Here is a 21,863-nt window from a genome sequence, read left to right as displayed (position 1 = left end):
TATGGCAAAACAATCAGCAATAGAACAAGACGGATCAATTATAGAAGCATTATCTAATGCAATGTTCCGTGTAGAGTTAGAAAATGGACATATTGTAATTGCTCACATTTCTGGTAAAATGCGTATGCATTATATCAAATTATTACCTGGTGATAAAGTGAAACTAGAGATGAGCCCTTACGATTTGTCAAAAGCAAGAATTACTTATAGATATTAAAGATATTCAAAATGAAAGTAAGAGCATCAGTTAAAAAAAGAAGCGCCGAGTGCATTATTGTGCGTAGAAAAGGCAGATTATACGTAATCAACAAAAAGAATCCTAGATTTAAACAAAGACAAGGATAATTATGGCAAGAATAGCAGGGGTAGATATCCCAAAAAACAAGAGAGGTGTTATAGCACTTACCTATATCTTCGGATTAGGAAAAAGTAGAGCAATTGAGATTTTAGAGAAAGCTCAAGTAAGCCAAGATAAAAAAGTTCAAGATTGGAATGATGATGAAATCGGAGCAATTCGTGAAGCGGTTTCTGCTTTCAAAATTGAAGGTGAATTACGTTCTGAGGTTTCTTTGAACATCAAACGTTTGATGGATATTGGTTGTTACAGAGGTATTCGTCATAGATCTGGACTTCCATTAAGAGGTCAAAGAACTAAAAACAACTCTAGAACTAGAAAAGGTAAAAGAAAAACTGTTGCTAACAAGAAAAAAGCAACTAAATAATAAGTAATATGGCTAAAGCAACTGCAAAAAAACGTAAAGTTATCGTTGAATCAACGGGTGAGGCTCATATTTCTGCTACCTTCAATAACATCATCATTTCGTTAACAAACAAAAAAGGTGAAGTTATTTCTTGGTCTTCAGCTGGTAAAATGGGTTTTAGAGGTTCTAAAAAGAACACTCCATATGCAGCTCAAATGGCGGCAGAAGATTGTAGTAAAGTAGCTCTTGAGGCTGGACTTAAAAAAGTGAAAGTATATGTAAAAGGACCAGGAAACGGACGTGAGTCTGCTATCCGTTCTTTGCATAATGGTGGAATTGAGGTTACTGAAATTATTGATGTAACTCCAATGCCTCACAACGGATGTCGTCCTCCTAAAAGACGTAGAGTTTAATACTCAAAATTTTTATAGTATAACCTAGATAGGAAATAGATTATCGAAGGATAAGACCTGAATTCATAATCTCTATCTTAAACAAATTAAAATGGCAAGATATACTGGTCCAAGTACAAGAATCGCTCGTAAATTCGGCGAAGCAATTTTCGGAGACGATAAAGCTTTCGAAAAAAGAAATTACCCTCCTGGACAACACGGGATGGCTAAAAAAAGAGGAAAAAAATCTGAGTATGCTGTTCAGTTAATGGAAAAGCAAAAAGCTAAATATTCTTACGGAATTTTAGAAAAACAATTCAGAAATTTATTTGAAAAAGCATCAGCTACTAAAGGTGTTACTGGTGAAGTTTTATTACAATTGTGTGAAGCAAGATTAGACAATGTTGTTTTTAGAATGGGGATTGCTCCATCTAGAAGAGGAGCACGTCAAATCGTATCACACAGACACATTACTGTAAATGGTGAAGTTGTTAATATTCCTTCTTACCACCTTAAACCTGGTGATAAAGTTGCTGTTCGTGAAAAGTCTAAATCATTAGAAGCTATCGAACGTTCTTTGTCTAATTCAAGTCATGTTTATGAATGGATTACTTGGAATAATGATCTTAAAGAAGGAACTTTTGTTTCTGTACCTGCAAGACTTCAGATTCCTGAAAACATTAAAGAACAATTAATCGTAGAGTTGTACAACAAATAATAATTGACTTAGTCGAAATTTATGGCAATATTTAATTTTCAGAAGCCCGATAAAGTTATCATGATCGATTCAACCGATTTTGAAGGTAAATTTGAATTTAGACCTTTAGAACCTGGTTACGGATTGACTGTTGGTAATGCACTTAGAAGAGTTTTGCTTTCAGCATTAGAAGGATATGCAATAACATCTGTTCGTATCGAAGGTGTAGATCATGAGTTTTCCACTATTTCAGGAGTTGTTGAAGATGTTACCGAAATTATTTTAAATCTTAAACAAGTACGTTTTAAACGTCAAATTGAAGATATAGATAATGAATCAGTTACTATTTCTGTTTCTGGTAAAGATCAATTAACAGCTGGTGATTTTCAAAAATTTATTTCAGGTTTTCAAGTTTTGAATCCAGAACTTGTAATCTGTAATCTTGACAGTAAAATCAAATTAAGTTTTGATTTGACTATTGAAAAAGGTAGAGGATATGTTCCTGCAGAAGAGAACAAAAAACAGAATGCTGCAATTGGTACTATTTTTACAGATTCAATTTTTACTCCGGTAAAAAATGTAAAATATGCTATTGAAAACTTCCGTGTTGAGCAAAAAACAGATTATGAAAAATTAGTTTTTGAAATTAAAACTGATGGTTCAATTAATCCAAAAGATGCTCTTACTGAAGCTGCAAAAGTTTTAATTCACCATTTCATGTTGTTTTCTGATGAAAGAATTACACTTGAGGCTGACGAAATTGCACAAACGGAATCTTATGATGAAGAGTCATTGCATATGAGACAATTGCTTAAAACTAAGCTTGTTGATATGGACTTATCTGTTAGAGCTTTAAATTGTTTGAAAGCGGCTGAAGTTGATACACTTGGTGATTTAGTATCTTTTAATAAAAATGACTTAATGAAGTTCCGTAATTTCGGTAAAAAATCTTTGACTGAACTAGATGAATTAGTGGCAGTTAAGAATCTTACTTTTGGAATGGATTTAACAAAATACAAACTAGATAAAGAATAATCTAATCCACCTTAAGGTGTGATTAAATTCATAAAGCAATGAGACACGGAAAAAAAAATAATCACTTAAGCAGACAGACTGCACATAGAAAATCTATGCTAGCTAATATGGCTTGTTCTCTTATTGAGCACAAACGTATTAACACTACTGTTGCTAAGGCTAAAGCGCTTAAACAATTTGTTGAGCCGCTTATAACAAAATCTAAAGCTGATACAACTCACAATCGTCGTATCGTTTTCTCTTATTTACGTAGCAAGTATGCTGTAACTGACTTGTTCAGAGACGTAGCTGCAAAAGTTGGAGACCGACCAGGTGGATATACTCGTATTATTAAAGTTGGGAATCGTTTAGGAGATAACGCTGATATGGCGATGATCGAATTGGTTGATTTTAACGAACTTTATAACGGAGGTAAAAAAGAAGTTAAAAAAGCAAAAAGCCGTCGTGGTGGTAAAGCTAAAAAGACAGAAGAAGCTGTTGAAGCTCCTGCTGAAAGTGCTGAGCCAGCCGCAGAAGCTGCTGAATAATTATGAAAATAATCATTCGATAAAAAATAAGGATAAGCTATTTATAGTTTATCCTTTTTTTTTGATTGTTAAATCGTAACATTTTAATTTACTTATTGTTCATTTAAATTGTTTCGCCTTCTTTTAAATTTTAAATTTGCAAAATTTTTAACTACATATGAAATATACAACTAGACAACAAGCTTTACTTTTACTTAGTGATGGGACAATTTTCTATGGTAAATCAATTGGTCTTAGCGGAGTCGCTTTTGGGGAAGTTTGTTTTAATACTGGGATGACAGGATATCAGGAGATTTTTACTGATCCGTCTTATTTTGGTCAATTAATGGTAGCTACTAATGCTCACATCGGAAATTATGGTGTTAATGATAAAGAAGTTGAATCGGATAGTATTAAGATTTCTGGCTTAATCTGTAAAAATTTCAGCTTTAATTATTCACGACCAGATGCCGATCAAAGCATTGAAAATTACTTTAGAAAGCAAAACTTAATTTGTATATCTGATGTTGATACTAGGGCACTTGTAGCATACATTAGAGAAAATGGGGCTATGAATGCAGTGATATGTACAGATGGCACGCCAGTTGAAGAATTAAAAGTGGCGTTATCTAAAGTTCCTGACATGAAGGGGTTAGAATTAGCTTCTAAAGTATCTACTAAAGCACCTTATTTTTATGGTAATGAAAATGCTAAATATAAAATAGCGGCATTAGACTTAGGTATTAAAACTAATATTTTACGAAATTTAGCTAAGAGGGATTGTTACATTAAAGTCTTTCCTTATAATGCTACTTTTGAAGATTTAAATTCTTTTGATCCTGATGGGTTCTTTTTGTCTAATGGGCCAGGTGATCCGGATCCTCTGCATAGTGCTATCAATGTGGCAAAACAAATTATTGCTATTGACAAACCTTTATTTGGTATCTGTTTAGGACATCAAGTTATTGCGCTTGCGAACGGTATTTCTACTTACAAAATGTTCAATGGTCATAGAGGAATAAATCATCCAGTGACCAATTTGATTAGTGGGAAAGGTGAAATTACCTCTCAAAATCATGGCTTTGCTGTGAACAAAGAAGAATTAGAGCAACATCCCGATATGGAAATTACACATTTACACTTAAATGATTCAACTGTAGCTGGTATGAGAATGAAAAATAAAAATTGTTTTTCTGTTCAATATCACCCGGAAGCTAGTCCAGGGCCGCATGATTCTTCTTACTTATTTGATCAGTTTGTTGAGAATATTGCAAAAGCGCAAAGCTAAAACGTTATCGTTAATAAATTAATAATGATAGTAGATTCTTTATTTACCATTGTCATTTTATTTGCGTAATTTTGAGTAAAATACAAATTAATAACAAAAAATATAAGAATAATGAGTATTATTGTTAAGATTTTCGCAAGACAAATTTTTGATTCAAGAGGTAATCCAACTATTGAAGTTGATGTGATTACAGAAAATGGAATTTTAGGTAGAGCAGCAGTTCCCTCAGGAGCATCAACTGGTGAACATGAAGCGGTAGAGTTAAGAGATGGTGGTAAGGCATTTTTGGGTAAAGGAGTTTTAACGGCTGTTAACAATGTGAATACTATTATTGCCGAGGAGTTAGTAGGAACTTCTATATTCGAACAAAATAAAATTGATCAAATGATGATTGATTTGGATGGTACTCCAAATAAATCAAAATTAGGTGCTAATGCTATTTTAGGTGTTTCTCTTGCTGCTGCAAAAGCAGCTGCTAATGAGTTAGGTCTTCCCTTGTATCGCTATGTCGGTGGCGTTTCAGCAAATACTTTGCCTTTGCCAATGATGAATATCATTAATGGAGGTTCTCATTCAGATGCTCCAATTGCTTTTCAAGAATTTATGATTATGCCCGTAAAAGCAACTTCTTTTTCGCATGCATTACAAATGGGAACTGAAATTTTCCATAACCTTAAGAAAGTATTGCACGATAGAGGGCTTTCTACGGCTGTTGGCGATGAAGGTGGATTTGCTCCAAATTTAGCAGGTGGTACTGAAGATGCTTTGGATACTATTAAAAAAGCGGTTGAGGCTGCAGGATATACTTTTGGTGACGAAGTAATGATTGCGTTAGATTGTGCTGCTTCAGAGTTTTATGTTGATGGTAAATATGATTACTCTAAATTTGAAGGACCAACAGGTAAAGTTAGAACATCAGCAGAACAGGTTGATTATTTAGCTGAATTGGCGGCTAAATATCCAATTATCTCTATTGAAGATGGGATGCAAGAAAATGATTGGGACGGATGGAAGTTATTGACTGAAAAAATTGGAGATAAAGTTCAATTGGTGGGAGATGATTTGTTTGTTACTAATGTGGAGCGTTTGTCTACTGGAATTGAAAAAGGGATCGCAAATTCTATTTTGGTAAAAGTGAATCAGATTGGTACTTTGACTGAGACAATAGCAGCTGTAAACATGGCGAAGAATGCAGGGTATACTTCGGTTATGTCTCACAGATCTGGTGAAACAGAAGATTATACAATTGCAGATTTAGCTGTTGCTTTAAACTGTGGACAAATCAAAACAGGTTCTGCTTCTCGTTCTGATCGTATGGCAAAATACAATCAGTTGTTGAGAATAGAAGAAGAGCTTGAAGCTACGGCTTATTTTCCTGGAAAAAATGCATTTAATATAAAATAAGAAATACTTTTTTTATTGCTTAAGCCATCTGTTTATTCAGATGGCTTTTTTTGTAAACATTTAACAAGTTGGTGAATGAATTCGTTTTTAAATTTGTTCTAAATTCATTAGATTTGGGAAATATTTAATCTAAATATATCCATATATAATATTATGTCAAAAATAGCAACGTTAGAAATTGATGGCAATAAATTTGAGCTTCCGTTTATAGTAGGAAGTGAAAATGAAGGCGCTGTTGATATTAGTAAATTAAGAGATTTATCAGGAGTGATTACCATTGATCCAGGGTATAAAAATTCTGGTTCATGTAAAAGTGAAGTTACTTTTCTAGATGGTGAATTAGGAATCCTTCGCTATAGAGGGTATTCAATTGAAGATTTAGCAGAAAAAGGACACTTTTTAGAAGTCTCCTATCTAGTGATTTTTGGTGAATTACCAACTCCAGAGCAATTAATCCAATTTGAAAATGATATTCGCAAGCATACTTTGGTGAACGAAGAAATGAAGAATATCATTGATGGATTTCCAAAAACTGCTCATCCAATGGGGGTTTTGTCTGCTTTGACTAGCGCTTTAACTGCTTTTAATCCTAAATCAGTTAATGTAGAAAATGAAAAAGAAATGTATGAGGCCGTATGTAAGACAATGGGTAAATTCCTTGTTATTGCAACTTGGACCTACAGAAAAAGCATGGGCTATCCATTGAACTATTATGATAATACGAAAGGATATGTAGAGAATTTCATGCGTCTTATGTTTGAATTGCCTACGGGCCCTTATAGTGCAGATTCTGTAGTAGTGAATGCATTAGATAAATTATTTATACTTCACGCGGATCATGAGCAAAACTGTTCTACATCAACTGTGCGTATGGTAGGTTCATCTCATGCTGGTTTATTTGCGTCTATTTCTGCTGGAGTTTCAGCTCTTTGGGGGCCATTGCATGGAGGAGCTAATCAAGCAGTTTTAGAAATGCTTGAAGAAATTCATAAAGATGGAGGTGATACCGAAAAGTATTTGTCAAAAGCTAAAGATAAAAACGACCCTTTCCGTTTAATGGGTTTTGGTCATAGAGTTTATAAGAATTTTGATCCTAGAGCCCGAATTATTAAGAAAGCAGCAGACGAAGTTTTAGCCACTTTGGGTGTTCAAGATCCTATTCTTGAAATTGCTAAAAAGTTAGAAGTTGCAGCTTTAGAAGATGATTACTTTAAATCAAGAAGTTTGTATCCTAATGTTGATTTCTATTCAGGGATTATATACAGAGCTTTAGGTATTCCTACTGATATGTTTACCGTGATGTTTGCTATTGGTCGTTTGCCAGGTTGGATTGCACAATGGAAAGAAATGAGAGAAAATAAAGAACCAATTGGTCGCCCAAGACAAGTTTATGTTGGTTATCCTTTACGGGAATTTTTGACTGTAGATAAAAGATAAAATAAAAGGCAAAAAGCTTCACGAACTTGTGAAGCTTTTTTGGTTCTAAAATAATTTGAAATTAGAATGTTAGATTTAAATGTAAGAAATGAAACTGCGCGATTAAGAAAGGTTATTTTAGGATTAGTAAATAGTAATGGATCAATTCCAACTGTAGATGAAGCTTATGATCCAAAATCATTAGAACATATCTTGGCAGGTACTTATCCTGTTGAACAAGATATGATTATTGAAATGGAGGCCTTTAATGCTGTTTTTCAAAAATATGATGTAGCCGTTCTCAGGCCAGAATTAATATCAGATTACAATCAAATATTTGCTAGAGATATTGGATTTGTTATTGATGATGTTTTTATCAAATCGAATATTTTGCCAGACAGAGAGAGAGAATTAGATGCGATTCAATATGTTATTGATCAAATCAACCCCTCAAAAGTTGTTAGGCCTCCAGAAGAAGTCCATATTGAAGGAGGTGATGTTATGCTTTGGAACGATTATATATTTATTGGAACCTATAAAGGAAGTGATTACAAAGATTATATAACTGCAAGAACAAATTGGCAAGGGGTTGAATTTATTAAACAATTGTTTCCAAACAAAATAGTAAAAGATTTTGATTTGGTTAAGTCAAAGTTGGAAGCTCGAGATAATGCATTACATTTAGATTGCTGTTTTCAACCTGTTGGAAACGACAAAGGAATCATTTATAAAAATGGGTTTAGAGAAGAATCAGATTATTTGTTTTTGGTTAATCTTTTTGGAAAAGAAAATCTATTTCATATAACAAGAGACGAAATGTATGATATGAATTCTAATGTATTCTCTATTGCTCCTAATGTTGTAGTTTCTGAAAGAAATTTTACTAGATTAAATAATTGGTTACGAAGTAACGATTTTATAGTCGAAGAAATTCCATATGCTGAGATAGCTAAACAAGAAGGATTATTGCGTTGCTCAACCTTACCATTAATTAGAGATTAAAAGTATAATTTAAAAAACAACCAGACTATTTTAGTCTATTTAGTACAACAAAAAGAAATGAAACAAACGACCAACTCTATTTTGATGATTCGCCCAGTTGCCTTCAGAATGAATGAGCAAACGGCTGTAAATAATTATTACCAAAAAGTTTTAGATGGACTTTTACCAGCTACTGTAAATGCCAAAGCGCAAGAAGAGTTTGATGCTTTTGTGAAAAAATTGCGTTCAGTAGGAGTGAATGTAATTGTGGTAGATGATACGCTTACTCCAGATACTCCGGATAGTATTTTTCCAAATAATTGGATTTCTTTTCACGAAAATGGAGATGTTGTTCTATATCCAATGTTTGCTGAAAATCGTCGTTTAGAACGAAGAGAGGAAATTTTGGATATTTTAGAAGATGAAGGTTTTGTTATTAATGAAATAATGGATTACACCGAAGCAGAAAGGGATAGCATATTTTTAGAAGGAACAGGCAGTTTGTTACTAGATCGTGCAAATGGTAAAGCTTATTGCGCGCTTTCGCCTAGAGCTGACGAAGAGTTATTTATTGAGTTTTGCGAAGATTTTGATTTTGCGCCAGTAATTTTTGAAGCCTTTCAAACCGTAAATGGAGAGCGTAAGTTGATTTATCACACCAATGTGATGATGTGTTTGGGAGAAACTTTTGCTGTACTTTGTGCTGATGCCATTGATGATAAAAAAGAGCGTAAAATGGTAATTGATAGCTTGAAAAATGATGACAAGCAAGTGATTTTGATTAGTGAAGAACAAGTGAATAATTTCGCAGGTAATATGCTCGAAGTAAAAGGGTCGGATGAGCGAAGATATTTAGTAATGAGTGCAGCAGCTCATCAATCATTAACTAAAAAGCAAATTACGCAGCTTGAGGAGCATGTTACTATTTTGAGCTCTAGTTTGGATACTATTGAGGCTTGTGGTGGAGGAAGTGCACGCTGCATGATGGCGGAGATTTTCTTGCCTAGAGTCTAAAGAGATTTGAGATTTTAGCCAAAAAAGCCAGTCAAAAATTATTTTTGACTGGCTTTTTTGGCTAAAAATTATCATTAATGATATTGATTAAGGCGCTAACAATATATTCTATACCAATGGCGATTACTATAAATCCTACAATACGAGAAATGGCAACAATTCCAGAGGCTCCAAGCGCTTTTGCTAAATAGTGTGCGCTCCTTAATATAACATAAATGGTTGCTGAAATAGCAAGAATAGCGGCTATAGAAATAATAATTTCATTGGTAGATTTGTGTTGATTATAGAACGCTATTAATAATGACATTGATCCCGGTCCAGCAAGCATTGGAATAGCTAAAGGTGTTAAGGCAATATCATTTCTTTGTTGGGCTTCATTTTCAATTTTTTTGTTAATCCCTCTTTTTTTATTAAATTTTCCAGACAATAGGGAGAATCCAGAACTTACGATAACTATTCCACCAGCGATTCTTAGAGAGTCTATACTTATTCCGAAAAAAGTAAGTACATATTGTCCAACTAAATACGAAACTACTAAAATGATAAATACATTAATTGCAGTCCAAAGCGAAAGTCTGTTGCGTTCTGATTGGGCATCATTTTGCGTTAATCCCACAAAAATTGGGACTGTTCCGATTGGGTTTAAAACGGAAAACAAAGCAGCAAAAAGATAAATGAATAATTCCATAGGTTTAATTTTAACACAAAGCTACAATTTTCGGAATGATAAATCTTACTCGTTTGTTAATTTATTGTTTTTTCTTTGCTACAATTTTCGAGAGTAAAAAGTGAAGCCGCTTCCTTATTTTTTGACTACTTTTGCGGTATATATTTTCATAAAATGACAAAAAATAAAAAGACAGTAGTTTTAGGAGCGACTTCTAAACCAGAAAAGTACGCCTACAAAGCAATAATGATGTTGGTAGATCATGGGCATTCTGTAATTGCAATAGGTCAAAATGCTGGTGAAGTTGCTGGCGTTAAAATACAAACCAAAGCGATACCGTTAAAAAATATCGATACCATTACATTATATTTAAACCCCGCCCGTCAAAGAGATTATTATAATTATATCGTTGAAGCTAAACCTAAACGAGTGATTTTTAATCCAGGCACAGAAAATCCAGAATTGTATCAATTGTTAACGTTAAATGGTATTCAAAAAGAAGTAGCTTGTACTTTAGTCTTATTGACTACAAATCAATATTAGAAAGCCTTGTTTGATTAATTGTTTTGAGATTGAATTATTTATAAATGTTCATTTGTTCATCATAAATTGGACTTTGTACACCTAGAAAGTTTAGTACACTATGAAAAACATGGTATTGGGTTAGTTTTTGTTGGGGTTTCAGTTGTTTTGATCCATTAGATACCCAAACAATAAAAGGGATTTCATATTGTTCCTTTGGCGCAATTTCTATAGGTATGCCGTGCATGTAAAGATTTTTTTCTCCAAGTGATTCTCCGTGGTCTGAAACAAAAATCATCGAGCTATTGTATTCTTTCAATTCTTTTAATTGTCCAATTACTTGAGATAAGATATAATCGGTATAAACAATAGTATTGTCATAAGCATTGATTAATTCTTTTTGGGTACAATTTCCTAATTCTACGCTATTACAAACAGGCTTGAAGGTTTCAAATGAAGCGGGGTATTTTTTGCTATAAGTTGGTCCATGACTTGTACTTGTATGAAGTACTACTAATATTTTATTTTTTTTGCTAGCTTTAATTTGTTCTTTTAGTCCTGTTAATAGGATTTCATCATAGTTGCATTGTTCACCTTTACAACGTGGTGCAAGAATTTCTCTGTTTTCATAGTTTTTGATATGAAGTGGAGGTTCGCCCCAATTGGTTGATTTCCATAGCACTTCTATATCATTTCTGAATAAATAGTTAGGCAAAATTTCATATAAATCGCCTGTATTTTTATAATCTAAAATTGCTTTTACACCAGCAGTCGTATACGTAGCAGTGGATGTAGCTTCAAAATGGTGTACATTCGGTATTTTGGAGAGTAATGGATTAGTGTTGTTTTTATATCCATATAACGAAAAATTTTGGCTTCTCGCAGATTCTCCAATTACTAAAACAATCACTGCTTTTGTGTTATCTTTTATGGTTGCATTGGGTAATAAAATTTCTTTTTTGTTCTTTTCTTTTTGATGTTTGTAAAAAAGAGAAATATTGACAGTGTATGACCAAGGCATGGCTAATCCGCCTAGTGTTTTTGAGTTTTTATCTATCCACATCCAATTACTTGCATTTGCAAATACTAAGGAGAGTATGAATACTAAAGTTAAACCAATAGTAATGAGAGTTTTCTTTTTGGATTCATTTATAATTTTAGCTTTAATTATGTAGAGACTTGGTAATATGCCTAGGAATACGAGATAAAAAATCAATTTTATCGAAAAATAACTATTAGACTCTTCTAAATTGGTGTTGAGTATATTACTAATCATGCTTTCATCAATAATAATACTATAGGTGTTTATGAAGTATACAGCAACCGAGTTGATTAAGAAGAATATCACTAAGACTAATTTAGTCATGTAATGCGACACAAAAAGCAACAATAAAAAAACCAAAGCATTTAAAACCAATACCGTAATAACTAAACTAATTATTAGAACAATGCCGTTAAAGCTTTTGTAATCAATATTGTTAAATACAAATTTAAAAAAAGGCAAATGGAAGAATGTAAAATTCAAAAAACTCATTAATAAGACAAAGTGAGTTGATTTTAAATTATTTTTTAATGTAAACATAAATTATTTTATAAAGTGAGAAAAGTAAACTGGCTAAGGCAAAATAAAAGATAGATAAATTTTTATCATTTATTTTAGTAATCAATATAACAGAACAAATAAGAAATAGTAAGATAAAAATAGGGTAGTATTTTTTATGGTTTATCCAAGTCCATGCCTTATATTTTACACTGATGAATATGCCTGAAAGTCCTGATATGTAACCAAGTATTCCGCCGGTGAAAACATCAATTGGGTGATGTGCGCCAACCCCAACCCTTGTTAATGAAAGTGCGGATCCTAGCAAAATAATCAAAGTAGTCCAAGCAATTTTCGTGTAAAATTTGTTAGGCACGAATGCGAATAATAGAACAGTTAGTGTGCAAAAAACGGTTATCGAATGTCCTGAAGGTAAACTGCTGTATCCAATTAATTTCTCGCCAACGATTTCAAAGCTGGTAACGTCATAGATTTATGCAGGTCTTGGAACAGAAAACATACCTTTTAAAACTCGTGATAGCATTAAGGATACAATTGAACCAGATAACAGCGCTTCCCAAATTTTAGGAATATAAAGTAGTAAAGGAGTCAACAGTGAAAAAAAGACTAAGGCATCTCCAAATTGAGTAAGATTGTAGATAAGATGTGGAAATTGTGATAATTGAGCATTAATTACGTAAAAATAATTCTTTTGTATCTCAACATAGTTTATAACACTTAATGCATTTTCACTATAAAGAAAAACCACAAGTGAAAGTAAAAGTAAAAAAGGAAAAACAAATAAAGATAATTTTAGTTTAGTATATTTTTCAAGAACTGCGGAGTTTAGCGTTTCTTTTGTTAAAGATTTAAAAATAAATGACATCTACTATATTTTTATTATTTATTGAATTTCGGATTGTTTTTTATAAAGCTACAAAACTTTCTATTACTGAGGTGCAAAAAGAACGACTTTCGTTTTAGTACTAATTTTATAATTAGGCGGAATCGATTAATGAATAGAATGCCTGATTATTATTTGTTTTTTTGCAAATATACTTTATTTGGAGAATTAAATTGACATCTTTTTCTTGGTCTATTATTTAACTTCTCAATTGCCATTTTTGTTTTTTGTTAGTTGTCAAATAGGAAGTTGAGTGTTTTGGAAAATACTGCCTGACTGAGGTTTTTACTCTTTTATCGGTGATTTTTTGTATTTTCGATTAGCAAAATCGGCCGTATAAATTGAACGCAGCTGGTCTGAATGGAGTTCATCTCTATGAAATTGAATTATGACTATTCGTAACTAGGACTATTTCATCGCGTAAATTAGTTTTCCACTATTTTTAAGCTTGATTCATTCTTTTCTTCGCGACTCTGCGACTTTGCGAGTTCAATTTCACGCAAAGGCGCAGAGACGCAAAGTGAATTAAATACTTTGACTATTTTGTATAAGTTACGGACAGTCATAAATTCAAATAGCTTTTTATCACTGGTGCTTTTTGTGTTTTGCAAACGTTTTGTTGCAATAGAAATTCTAATTTGTATCTTTGGGCAATGGTAAAATGACTCATTTTTTTTGTGCATTTAAGGATATGAAGATGTAAGATATTTTTCTTATTTCAGCAAAAAGTTAGTGTTATCTTCTTTGTCCTGATAGAATAGTTAATTTTCCTATGCTATTTCTAAAATTCGTGTTTCTAAATAGGAGGTAAGATGTTGTAAAATGTAATTTGTTGCTATGCATAATAAAAGAATATTTCTTTCGGAATCACATCCAAGTGGTCGTGAACTAGAGTATGTTCAAAATGCATTACAAGCAAATGTGATTACTTCCGGAGGAAATATTGTTCAGGATTTTGAGAATGATTTGGTTCGTTTTTTGAATCAAAATACATTTATTGCTGCCACAAATTCTGGAACGGCGGCCATACATTTGGCGCTATTGTTATTAGGGGTTGAGCCTGGTGATGAAGTTTTATGCCAAACCCTCACTTTTTCGGCTTCCGTCAATCCTATTCTTTACATTGGAGCAACGCCAGTTTTTATTGATAGTGAAGACACAACTTGGAACATGTGCCCGATAGCTTTAGAAGCGGCAATTCAAGATAGAATGCGAAAAGGCAAAAAGCCAAAATGCATGGTCGTTGTCGATCTGTATGGCATGCCTTTTCAAGTTGAAAAAATTCAAGCTATAGCGAATAAATACTCCATTCCAATTTTGGAAGATAGTGCTGAGGCATTAGGGAGTCGTTATAAAGAAAAACCTTGTGGTACCTTGGGCGATATAGGCGTTTTTTCCTTTAATGGGAATAAAATTATCACGACTTCTAGTGGTGGAGCCTTGTTGCTTTCCGATCTATTGCAAAAAGAAAGAGCTACTTTTTTGGCGACTCAAGCTCGTGATGTAGCGCCGTATTATCAGCATAGTGAAGTTGGGTATAATTATGCTATGAGTTCCATAGCGGCGGCTGTTGGAAGAGGTCAATTGGAAGTTCTCGAAGAACGGATTGCAGCACGTCGTTTTAATCATGCATTTTACAGTGATTTGTTTGCTAATTTCAAAGGAATTACTGTTTTTTCTGAGCCCAACAGTGACTTTTTTTCTAATTATTGGTTAACAACTATTTTGATAGACAAGGAAAAAATGAACGGACTGACTCCAGAAATTTTTCGGTTGTATTTAGAAGAATTCAACATTGAAGCTCGACCTTTATGGAAACCAATGCATTTGCAGCCTGTATTCGAAAAGTATTCTTTTTATGGTGGTAAGTTAGCAGCATCTTTATTTGAAAGCGGGTTATGCCTTCCGTCCAGTTCCAATTTAAATGCGCAAAGTCGGGCAAGAATACAAGAACGTATAATTAGTTTGTTGCAAAAATACAATTGTCATTAGGTTTGATTCAAAAGCTAGTTTCTCTTTAAAACTAGGGTTTTTTCAATTTTAAACGTATTTTTGTGGCTATGGAATTTTCTTCAAAATTATTAGAAAAAGCAGTAAGCGAAATGGCTCAATTGCCAGGAATAGGTAAAAGAACGGCTTTGCGCTTAGTATTGCATTTGCTCAAACAACCTTCGGATCAGACGCAATTTTTAGCCGAGTCGTTAACCAATATGCGAAATGACATTCGGTTTTGTTCCAATTGTCATAACATTTCGGATACAGCATTATGCCAGATTTGTGCAAATTCAGCAAGAAATCATTTATTAATTTGTGTTGTAGAGGATATTCGAGATGTAATGGCGATTGAAAATACAGGTCAATACAAAGGAATCTATCATGTTTTGGGAGGTAAAATTTCTCCAATTGATGGCGTGGGACCTAGCCAATTGAATATTAACTCATTGTTAGAAAAAGTGAATTCGGGACACGTTAAAGAATTAATTTTTGCACTGAGTTCTACTATGGAAGGCGATACGACCAATTTTTATATTTATAAACAAATCGCAAATTCAGAAGTAATAGTTTCTACAATAGCGCGAGGAATTGCAGTTGGTGACGAGTTAGAATACGCAGACGAAGTCACGCTTGGAAGAAGTATTTTGCAACGCGTTCCTTTTGAATCTTCATTTAAAACCACGGGTTCCAATTAATAGTTTTTGTTTTCTGTTAATTGTGAATGATGCACTATATTTGTAGCAAATTTAATAGCATGAATAAATCGATATTCTTTTTGATCCTAATAAGTGGTCTACTTTTAACTTCTTGTATACCAACAAAAGATTTAACTTATTTGCAACAAAAAGAGTCGGAGTCTCCTGAAAAAGCGATTGCAGTCATTGAATCTAAGCCCTATCGATTGCAAACCAATGATATTTTGAGTATCAACCTCAAAGCCATTGACCCGAAATTGGTAGCTATTTTTAATACCAATGCCAATGCGAACGATAACATGTTGCAAAATTCGGAAAGCGGATTGTATTTTAATGGTTTTCGAGTAGATGATCATGGCAATATCCGAATTCCTATTCTAGGAGAGATAAACGTTTTAGGTTATACCTTAGAGGAAGTTCGATTGAAAATTGAAAAACAGTTGTTGGAAGAATATTTTAACAAGGAGGCGAATCTTTTTGTAAATGTAAAACTTTCAGGTTTTCGTTATACTATTAATGGCGAAGTGAATAGTACGGGTACTAAAACACTCTTTCAAGATACCGTAAACATATTGGAAGCAATAGCAAATGCAGGCGATATTACTATGGTAGGTAATAGAAAAGAAGTGACTATTATGCGAAAAACGCCTACAGGTGTTGAAATGCATGATTTGGATTTAACCGATCGAAAGGTCATCAACTCGCCATATTATTATTTGCAACCTAATGACTATATCTACGTAAAACCACTCAAACAAAAGTCTTGGGGAACGGGTAAAACAGGAATAGAATCCTTAGGAACAATCATTACCTTGCTTTCCTTGGTAACTACCACTTATTTGTTATTAAAAAATTAAATCCTTTTTCTAGAAAATGCTTGACCTAAAAGATTTTTCCGTTTTTGAAAATCAAACCACATTTGATTTTAAAGGCTTTTTGATAAAAATCGCAGGATACTGGAAGTGGTTTTTGATAAGCTTGGCTATTGCCTTCTTTATTGCTTACCAAGTAAACATTCGAAAAGAAAAAATTTATGGTTTAGAAACGCTAATTTCTGTAAAGGAAGAGAGTAATCCTCTATTTACCTCAAATACTAGTTTGACATTCAACTGGGGTGGTGTCTCGGATGAAGTACAGTCTATTACTACTATTTTGCAATCGCGTTCACATAATGAATTGGTGGTAGATAAATTACAATTTTATATCGATTATTTAGTTCAAGGTAAATACAACTTGATCGATGCCTATGGTGCTATCCCTTTTAAATTAGAGTTGGATAAAAAGAAAGGACAGTTGGCCGGCACCTTAATTAGTATTACTTTTTTGTCAGCATCAGAATATGAAATAAAAATACCTTTTGAGAATAGTACCGTTCCACTAATTCATTATTCGGATCATTCAACTTCTACTACAGCTGTGGTAGTGGGTGAATTTAAAAAGCGATGTAAAGTAAGTGAAGTTGTGGTATTCCCTTTTTTAAATTGGCGCTTGCAAATAAATGACAATCCAGGTTTTTATGTAGGTAACGAGTATTTTGTTCGTTTCAATGACTTTGACGGAACAGTTTCAAATTATAAAGGAATTGGCGTAAAAGCAGATGACCAAGGAGGTGCTATTCTGACGTTAAGTTTGCAAGGCACAAACAAAGCGCGTTTGGTAGATTATTTGAATGCTACGGTAAAAATGTTAATCAAAAGACAATTGGACAGCAAAAACCAATTTGCAACAAACACCATTGCCTTTATTGACAGTACGTTGATTGCTATGGAGTCGCAATTGAAAGAAACAGGCAACGAATTGAAAATATTTAGAAAAGACAAAAATATTGTCGATATCGAAGATGGTGGAGTGAAGTTCTCGGATAAAATGCTTCAGTTTGACCTAGAGAGAGACGAGATAACAAGAAAAATGGCTTACTGTAATTCTTTAAAGGCCTATTTGAAAAGTAGCGTCGATTATTCAAAACTTCCCGCGCCATCGGTGGCAGGAATTGAAGACCCAAATATTGTAGTTAATGTTTCAAAATTAATAGCATTGTCAACACAACGTTCAGAAATGGCGTATGCTGTTAAAAGCGAAAAAATATTTAAAGATTTTGACAATCAAATGATGGCAATCAAAAATGTTTTGTTAGAAAACATAACTACGGCGAAACAAACCCTTCAATACGATTTGGCTACAATAAACAGTAAAATTGGAGCTTCCGAAAGTGCGATCAAGCAATTGCCCGAAGACCAACAAGAATTGATAAAAATCAAACGTAAATATGATTTAAACGATAATATTTACAATACATTTTTACAAAAGCGTAGCGAGGCTGATATCGTTAAAGCAGCTAGTTTGTCTGATATTCATTTTATTGATCCTGCAAAAGATGTTGGGGGAGGACTAATTGGTCCCAAAACATCGGTCAATTATGTGTTAGCTTTGTTTTTAGGAATTCTAATGCCGCTTATTGTGGTTTTGATTATTTTCTTCATTAATAATTCCATCCAAAATACGGATGAGCTGAGTAATCTAACTAAGATTCCATTGATAGGTGTTGTGGGCGTGAATAAAGATAAATCTGAATTGGCTGTTTTTAATAAACCAAAATCAGCCTTATCAGAATCCTTCCGTGCCATTCGTTCCTCTTTGCAATTTTTGTATAAAAAACAAAAGGTAGATGGAGCGAAAACACTCATGATTACCTCTTCGGTAAGTGGCGAAGGAAAGACATTTTGTTCTATTAACATTGCTACAGTTTTTGCTTTAAGCGAGAAAAAAACGGTAATTGTAGGCTTGGATTTACGTAAACCAAAACTCTTTGAAGAATTTAATTTGAACAATGATAAAGGGGTTGTTAATTATTTAATTAATCAAAATACGATTGAGGAAATTAGTAATACTACCAAAGTTCCTTTTTTGGATGTTATTCTGTCAGGTCCCATACCGCCCAATCCAGGCGAATTAATTATTAGTGAAGGAATGGGCGAAATGATTGCTGAATTAAAACAAAGATACGATTACATTATTCTAGACACTCCTCCTGTAGGTTTGGTTTCGGATGCGCTGGAGCTGGATCAGTATTGTGATGCAACGCTTTATGTTGTTCGTCAGAATTTCTCTAAGAAAGATATGATTACTTTGCTAAATAACAGAGTGCAAAGAGGAGAATTAAAGAATACGAGTATTGTTTTAAACGGTTTCGAAAATAAAGCAAAGTACGGAACAGGTTATGGCTATGGCTATGGATACGGATATGGGAATAATACCTATGCTAATGGATATCATGAAGTTGAGCCGGTAAAAAATCGTTTGTCTAAAATTATTGATTGGTTAAAAAAGGATAGAAAAGTGTAATGGAAGCAACGATTTTAATTACGGGAGGAGCTGGTTTTATAGGTTCTAATCTAGCGGAATATTTTTTAGCTAAAGGGTATAAAGTGGTGGTTTTGGATAATTTTGCCACCGGTCACCGGCATAACCTTTTTGCAGTAGAAGCAAATCCTAATTTCAAATTAATTGAAGGGGATATACGTAATGCGGATGATTGTGCTTTGGCGGTTGAAGGGGTAGATTATGTATTGCATCAAGCAGCTTTGGGTTCTGTGCCTCGTTCTATTGGGGATCCAGTTACGACTAATGAGGTAAATGTTTCTGGTTTTTTGAATATGTTGGTCGCTGCAAGAGACGCTAAAGTAAAACGGTTTGTATATGCTGCTAGTTCATCAACTTATGGGGATTCGCAGGGGCTACCAAAGGTGGAGGATGTAATCGGGAAGCCTTTATCTCCTTATGCGATTACCAAATATGTCAATGAATTGTACGCCGAAATCTTCGGGAAGACGTATGGGATGGAGGCAATCGGTTTGCGCTACTTTAATGTTTTTGGGCGCAAGCAAGATCCGCAAGGGGCTTATGCAGCAGTGATTCCGAAGTTTGTAAAACAATTAATGGCGCTTGAAAGTCCAAAGATTAATGGCGACGGGAATTATTCTAGGGATTTTACCTACATCGATAATGTGATTCAGATGAATGAATTGGCGATAACGACCACTAATTCAGAAGCCATAAATACAGTTTTTAATACTGCCTTTGGCGATCGCAATACACTAAATGATCTTGTGGGGTATTTGAAAACGTATTTAGGGGAATTCGATGAAAGAATAAAAACCATTCCAATTGAATATGGTCCGAATCGGGCAGGGGATATTCCTCATTCGTTAGCCAGTATTGAAAAAGCCAAGCGATTATTGGGATATGATCCTAAGTTCTCTTTACAAGAAGGGTTAAAAGAAGCAGTTCAGTGGTATTGGAACAACTTAAAATAGTTCTGTAGGAACGACCAATGGTGTAGCAACGGATTTCAATCCGTTGATTTAGGAACGACCAATTGTAGCAACGGATTGAAATCCGTTGATTTAGGAACAATCAATTGTAGCAACGGATTGAAATCCGTTGATTTAGGAACAATCAATAGTATAGCAATAGATTTAAACCTTGATAAAAGGGCAAGTAGGTTTAAGTTAAGAATTAAAAGATAAATAGTAAAAGATGACCATTACAAAAATATGTTGCATAGGTGCTGGATATGTTGGGGGACCAACAATGGCGGTTATTGCACAAAAATGTCCCCATATCCAAGTGACGGTGGTGGATTTGAATCAAGAAAGAATTGCAGCATGGAATGATGCGGATGTGAATAATATTCCAATTTATGAGCCTGGTTTGGACGAAGTAGTGCAAGAAGCAAGAGGGCGTAATTTGTTTTTTTCTACCGATGTGGAAAAGGCGATAGACGAAGCAGAAGTCATTTTTATCTCTGTAAATACGCCGACCAAAACCTACGGAAAAGGAAAAGGGATGGCGGCCGATTTAAAGTACATTGAATTGTGCGCGCGTCAGATTGCTAAAATTGCCAAAGACAATAAAATTGTCGTGGAAAAATCAACCTTGCCAGTACGTACTGCCGAAGCGATTAAAAGCATTTTAGATCATACGGGTAATGGGGTGCAATTTCAAATTTTATCCAATCCTGAGTTTTTAGCGGAAGGTACCGCTGTAAACGATTTGTTGTTTCCTGATCGAATCTTGATTGGAGGAGATACTGCTGTAGAAGGGCAAAAAGCGATCCAAGCATTAGTAGATGTATATGCTAATTGGGTGGCACCCGAAAAGATTTTGACTACCAATGTTTGGTCTTCTGAATTGTCAAAATTAACGGCTAACGCTTTTTTAGCTCAACGTATTTCTTCCATCAATGCGATGTCGGAATTGTGTGAGCAAACAGGTGCCGATGTGAATGAAGTAGCTAGAGCTATTGGTATGGATAGTAGAATTGGTCCCAAATTCTTGAAAGCATCCGTAGGGTTTGGAGGTTCTTGTTTTCAAAAAGATATTTTGAATTTGGTGTATATTGCTAAATCTTATGGCTTGCAAGAAGTGGCCGATTATTGGGAGCAAGTCATTATTATGAATGACCATCAAAAAAGACGGTTCTCTAGCAAAATAGTGCAAACCTTGTACAACACGGTAGCCGATAAAAAAATTGCTTTTTTAGGTTGGGCATTTAAGAAAGATACGAATGATACTCGAGAATCAGCTGCGATTTATGTGGCCGATGATTTGATTAATGAGGAAGCCCAACTTTCGGTGTTTGATCCTAAAGTTCCGTTTAAAAAAGTGCTCGCCGATTTGGACTACTTAGAGTCAAGAGCCCCCTCGCAAAATCAACAACATATTCGTGCAACGGCTTCTGCCTATGAAGCCTGTGAAAAAGCACATGCTATTGCTATACTGACAGAATGGGATGAATTTACAACTTACGATTGGCAAAGCATTTACAATAGCATGCAAAAACCTGCTTTTGTTTTTGATGGTCGAAATATTTTAGATGCCGATCATATGAAGGCGATTGGATTTGTGTATCATAGGATAGGGATGTAGGGGCGGTTTGTACTTCCCTAATTAGAGTTGACCGTTTTTTAATTGTTTAGAGCTGTAAAGTTATCTACTTGTTTTAATTGTTTGTAAACCAATAGGCTTTTGATTAATCATTCTTTTAATTAGATTGTCAAATATGGTTTGCTTGTGTATTGACCTGTTTAATCGATAGCTGTACTCG

Annotated in this window: 23 protein-coding genes and 1 pseudogene; 19 read left to right on the top strand and 5 right to left on the bottom strand. The window is 34.1% G+C overall.

Annotation, left to right across the window (positions count from 1 at the left end; all coding sequences use genetic code 11):
* Window position 1: 1 nt before the first annotated feature.
* The 12 genes from infA (at window position 2) to ctlX (ending at window position 9,434) form a co-directional block, all read left to right on the top strand.
* Window positions 2-217, top strand: a complete 216-nt coding sequence (gene infA / locus O9307_RS01255) for a translation initiation factor IF-1 (protein WP_007136545.1) — start codon at window positions 2-4, stop codon at window positions 215-217.
* 11 nt (window positions 218-228) lie between these two features.
* Entirely contained in the window at window positions 229-345 is a 117-nt protein-coding gene (gene ykgO / locus O9307_RS01250) for a type B 50S ribosomal protein L36 (RefSeq protein ID WP_002987490.1), read from the top strand.
* Window positions 346-347: 2 nt separating this feature from the next.
* Window positions 348-722 (top strand): 30S ribosomal protein S13, encoded by a 375-nt coding sequence (gene rpsM, locus O9307_RS01245; RefSeq protein WP_064716171.1) that lies wholly within the window; start codon window positions 348-350, stop codon window positions 720-722.
* A gap of 8 nt (window positions 723-730) precedes the next feature.
* A complete protein-coding gene (gene rpsK, locus O9307_RS01240) occupies window positions 731-1,114 on the top strand; it encodes a 30S ribosomal protein S11 (RefSeq protein ID WP_024981527.1) in 384 nt (127 codons plus the stop codon).
* 91 nt (window positions 1,115-1,205) lie between these two features.
* Window positions 1,206-1,811 (top strand): 30S ribosomal protein S4, encoded by a 606-nt coding sequence (gene rpsD, locus O9307_RS01235; protein ID WP_024981528.1) that lies wholly within the window; start codon window positions 1,206-1,208, stop codon window positions 1,809-1,811.
* A 21-nt stretch (window positions 1,812-1,832) separates the two neighbouring features.
* A complete protein-coding gene (locus tag O9307_RS01230) occupies window positions 1,833-2,825 on the top strand; it encodes a DNA-directed RNA polymerase subunit alpha (protein WP_064716169.1) in 993 nt (330 codons plus the stop codon).
* Window positions 2,826-2,863: 38 nt separating this feature from the next.
* Window positions 2,864-3,352, top strand: coding sequence for a 50S ribosomal protein L17 (gene rplQ / locus O9307_RS01225; RefSeq protein WP_298294520.1), 489 nt, complete (start codon window positions 2,864-2,866; stop codon window positions 3,350-3,352).
* Window positions 3,353-3,509: 157 nt separating this feature from the next.
* A complete protein-coding gene (gene carA / locus O9307_RS01220) occupies window positions 3,510-4,619 on the top strand; it encodes a glutamine-hydrolyzing carbamoyl-phosphate synthase small subunit (RefSeq protein ID WP_298294517.1) in 1,110 nt (369 codons plus the stop codon).
* A 111-nt stretch (window positions 4,620-4,730) separates the two neighbouring features.
* Window positions 4,731-6,023: a phosphopyruvate hydratase gene (eno, locus tag O9307_RS01215; RefSeq protein ID WP_064716166.1), complete on the top strand. Its 1,293-nt coding sequence runs from the start codon at window positions 4,731-4,733 to the stop codon at window positions 6,021-6,023.
* Between the two features lie 153 nt (window positions 6,024-6,176).
* Window positions 6,177-7,460 (top strand): citrate synthase, encoded by a 1,284-nt coding sequence (locus tag O9307_RS01210; RefSeq protein ID WP_298294512.1) that lies wholly within the window; start codon window positions 6,177-6,179, stop codon window positions 7,458-7,460.
* A 66-nt stretch (window positions 7,461-7,526) separates the two neighbouring features.
* Complete coding sequence (locus O9307_RS01205; protein ID WP_298294509.1) at window positions 7,527-8,441, top strand: arginine deiminase family protein; 915 nt, start codon at window positions 7,527-7,529, stop codon at window positions 8,439-8,441.
* 57 nt (window positions 8,442-8,498) lie between these two features.
* Window positions 8,499-9,434: a citrulline utilization hydrolase CtlX gene (ctlX, locus tag O9307_RS01200; protein WP_298294505.1), complete on the top strand. Its 936-nt coding sequence runs from the start codon at window positions 8,499-8,501 to the stop codon at window positions 9,432-9,434.
* A gap of 61 nt (window positions 9,435-9,495) precedes the next feature.
* Here ctlX and O9307_RS01195 read toward each other — a convergent pair whose 3' ends face one another.
* Window positions 9,496-10,122 carry a MarC family NAAT transporter gene (locus tag O9307_RS01195; RefSeq protein ID WP_298294502.1) on the bottom strand — a complete coding sequence of 209 codons (627 nt, stop codon included), beginning with the start codon at window positions 10,120-10,122 and terminating at the stop codon, window positions 9,496-9,498.
* 153 nt (window positions 10,123-10,275) lie between these two features.
* On the opposite strand from O9307_RS01195, the gene O9307_RS01190 reads away from it, so the two are divergent.
* Window positions 10,276-10,644, top strand: a complete 369-nt coding sequence (locus O9307_RS01190; RefSeq protein WP_298294499.1) for a CoA-binding protein — start codon at window positions 10,276-10,278, stop codon at window positions 10,642-10,644.
* Between the two features lie 34 nt (window positions 10,645-10,678).
* Here the strand turns inward: O9307_RS01190 and eptA are convergent, their stop codons facing one another.
* The 3 genes from eptA to O9307_RS14695 are packed head-to-tail and all read right to left on the bottom strand — an operon-like array spanning window position 10,679 to window position 13,049.
* Window positions 10,679-12,205: a phosphoethanolamine--lipid A transferase EptA gene (eptA, locus tag O9307_RS01185; protein WP_298294496.1), complete on the bottom strand. Its 1,527-nt coding sequence runs from the start codon at window positions 12,203-12,205 to the stop codon at window positions 10,679-10,681.
* A complete protein-coding gene (locus O9307_RS14700) occupies window positions 12,186-12,614 on the bottom strand; it encodes a phosphatase PAP2 family protein (protein WP_366099832.1) in 429 nt (142 codons plus the stop codon). The genes eptA and O9307_RS14700 overlap by 20 nt, the downstream gene beginning before the upstream one ends.
* 42 nt (window positions 12,615-12,656) lie before the next feature.
* Window positions 12,657-13,049 (bottom strand): hypothetical protein, encoded by a 393-nt coding sequence (locus O9307_RS14695; RefSeq protein WP_366099803.1) that lies wholly within the window; start codon window positions 13,047-13,049, stop codon window positions 12,657-12,659.
* Window positions 13,050-13,904: 855 nt separating this feature from the next.
* Between O9307_RS14695 and O9307_RS01175 the strand changes: the two genes are divergently transcribed.
* The 6 genes from O9307_RS01175 (at window position 13,905) to O9307_RS01150 (ending at window position 21,685) form a co-directional block, all read left to right on the top strand.
* Window positions 13,905-15,059 (top strand): aminotransferase class I/II-fold pyridoxal phosphate-dependent enzyme, encoded by a 1,155-nt coding sequence (locus O9307_RS01175; RefSeq protein WP_298294494.1) that lies wholly within the window; start codon window positions 13,905-13,907, stop codon window positions 15,057-15,059.
* Window positions 15,060-15,127: 68 nt separating this feature from the next.
* A complete protein-coding gene (recR, locus tag O9307_RS01170; RefSeq protein ID WP_298294491.1) occupies window positions 15,128-15,757 on the top strand; it encodes a recombination mediator RecR in 630 nt (209 codons plus the stop codon).
* A gap of 59 nt (window positions 15,758-15,816) precedes the next feature.
* Window positions 15,817-16,614 (top strand): polysaccharide biosynthesis/export family protein, encoded by a 798-nt coding sequence (locus O9307_RS01165; RefSeq protein ID WP_298294488.1) that lies wholly within the window; start codon window positions 15,817-15,819, stop codon window positions 16,612-16,614.
* 16 nt (window positions 16,615-16,630) lie between these two features.
* Entirely contained in the window at window positions 16,631-19,099 is a 2,469-nt protein-coding gene (locus tag O9307_RS01160) for a tyrosine-protein kinase (protein WP_298294485.1), read from the top strand.
* Window positions 19,099-20,070 (top strand): SDR family oxidoreductase, encoded by a 972-nt coding sequence (locus tag O9307_RS01155; protein ID WP_298294482.1) that lies wholly within the window; start codon window positions 19,099-19,101, stop codon window positions 20,068-20,070. The genes O9307_RS01160 and O9307_RS01155 overlap by 1 nt, the downstream gene beginning before the upstream one ends.
* 223 nt (window positions 20,071-20,293) lie before the next feature.
* Window positions 20,294-21,685 carry a UDP-glucose 6-dehydrogenase gene (locus O9307_RS01150; protein WP_298294479.1) on the top strand — a complete coding sequence of 464 codons (1,392 nt, stop codon included), beginning with the start codon at window positions 20,294-20,296 and terminating at the stop codon, window positions 21,683-21,685.
* A 60-nt stretch (window positions 21,686-21,745) separates the two neighbouring features.
* Here O9307_RS01150 and O9307_RS01145 read toward each other — a convergent pair.
* Window positions 21,746-21,863: pseudogene (locus tag O9307_RS01145) on the bottom strand (IS1595 family transposase); the annotation flags it as partial.

This window comes from Flavobacterium sp. (assembly GCF_027531905.1).
Lineage (GTDB): Bacteria > Bacteroidota > Bacteroidia > Flavobacteriales > Flavobacteriaceae > Flavobacterium.
This window is presented reverse-complemented; position numbering and strand designations above follow the sequence as displayed.

What these genes read in the sequence shown, in the direction of transcription:
- O9307_RS01230 (WP_064716169.1), top strand. Translation starts at nt 1,833, where the DNA reads ATGGCAATATTTAATTTTCAGAAGCCCGATAAAGTTATCATGATCGAT.
- O9307_RS01155 (WP_298294482.1), top strand. Translation starts at nt 19,099, where the DNA reads ATGGAAGCAACGATTTTAATTACGGGAGGAGCTGGTTTTATAGGTTCT.
- infA (WP_007136545.1), top strand. Translation starts at nt 2, where the DNA reads ATGGCAAAACAATCAGCAATAGAACAAGACGGATCAATTATAGAAGCA.
- O9307_RS01210 (WP_298294512.1), top strand. Translation starts at nt 6,177, where the DNA reads ATGTCAAAAATAGCAACGTTAGAAATTGATGGCAATAAATTTGAGCTT.
- ykgO (WP_002987490.1), top strand. Translation starts at nt 229, where the DNA reads ATGAAAGTAAGAGCATCAGTTAAAAAAAGAAGCGCCGAGTGCATTATT.
- O9307_RS01195 (WP_298294502.1), bottom strand. Translation starts at nt 10,122, where the DNA reads ATGGAATTATTCATTTATCTTTTTGCTGCTTTGTTTTCCGTTTTAAAC.
- recR (WP_298294491.1), top strand. Translation starts at nt 15,128, where the DNA reads ATGGAATTTTCTTCAAAATTATTAGAAAAAGCAGTAAGCGAAATGGCT.
- O9307_RS14695 (WP_366099803.1), bottom strand. Translation starts at nt 13,049, where the DNA reads ATGTCATTTATTTTTAAATCTTTAACAAAAGAAACGCTAAACTCCGCA.
- ctlX (WP_298294505.1), top strand. Translation starts at nt 8,499, where the DNA reads ATGAAACAAACGACCAACTCTATTTTGATGATTCGCCCAGTTGCCTTC.
- rpsD (WP_024981528.1), top strand. Translation starts at nt 1,206, where the DNA reads ATGGCAAGATATACTGGTCCAAGTACAAGAATCGCTCGTAAATTCGGC.
- rpsM (WP_064716171.1), top strand. Translation starts at nt 348, where the DNA reads ATGGCAAGAATAGCAGGGGTAGATATCCCAAAAAACAAGAGAGGTGTT.
- carA (WP_298294517.1), top strand. Translation starts at nt 3,510, where the DNA reads ATGAAATATACAACTAGACAACAAGCTTTACTTTTACTTAGTGATGGG.
- O9307_RS01175 (WP_298294494.1), top strand. Translation starts at nt 13,905, where the DNA reads ATGCATAATAAAAGAATATTTCTTTCGGAATCACATCCAAGTGGTCGT.
- rplQ (WP_298294520.1), top strand. Translation starts at nt 2,864, where the DNA reads ATGAGACACGGAAAAAAAAATAATCACTTAAGCAGACAGACTGCACAT.
- O9307_RS01190 (WP_298294499.1), top strand. Translation starts at nt 10,276, where the DNA reads ATGACAAAAAATAAAAAGACAGTAGTTTTAGGAGCGACTTCTAAACCA.
- eptA (WP_298294496.1), bottom strand. Translation starts at nt 12,205, where the DNA reads ATGTTTACATTAAAAAATAATTTAAAATCAACTCACTTTGTCTTATTA.
- rpsK (WP_024981527.1), top strand. Translation starts at nt 731, where the DNA reads ATGGCTAAAGCAACTGCAAAAAAACGTAAAGTTATCGTTGAATCAACG.
- O9307_RS01160 (WP_298294485.1), top strand. Translation starts at nt 16,631, where the DNA reads ATGCTTGACCTAAAAGATTTTTCCGTTTTTGAAAATCAAACCACATTT.
- O9307_RS01150 (WP_298294479.1), top strand. Translation starts at nt 20,294, where the DNA reads ATGACCATTACAAAAATATGTTGCATAGGTGCTGGATATGTTGGGGGA.
- O9307_RS01165 (WP_298294488.1), top strand. Translation starts at nt 15,817, where the DNA reads ATGAATAAATCGATATTCTTTTTGATCCTAATAAGTGGTCTACTTTTA.
- O9307_RS01205 (WP_298294509.1), top strand. Translation starts at nt 7,527, where the DNA reads ATGTTAGATTTAAATGTAAGAAATGAAACTGCGCGATTAAGAAAGGTT.
- eno (WP_064716166.1), top strand. Translation starts at nt 4,731, where the DNA reads ATGAGTATTATTGTTAAGATTTTCGCAAGACAAATTTTTGATTCAAGA.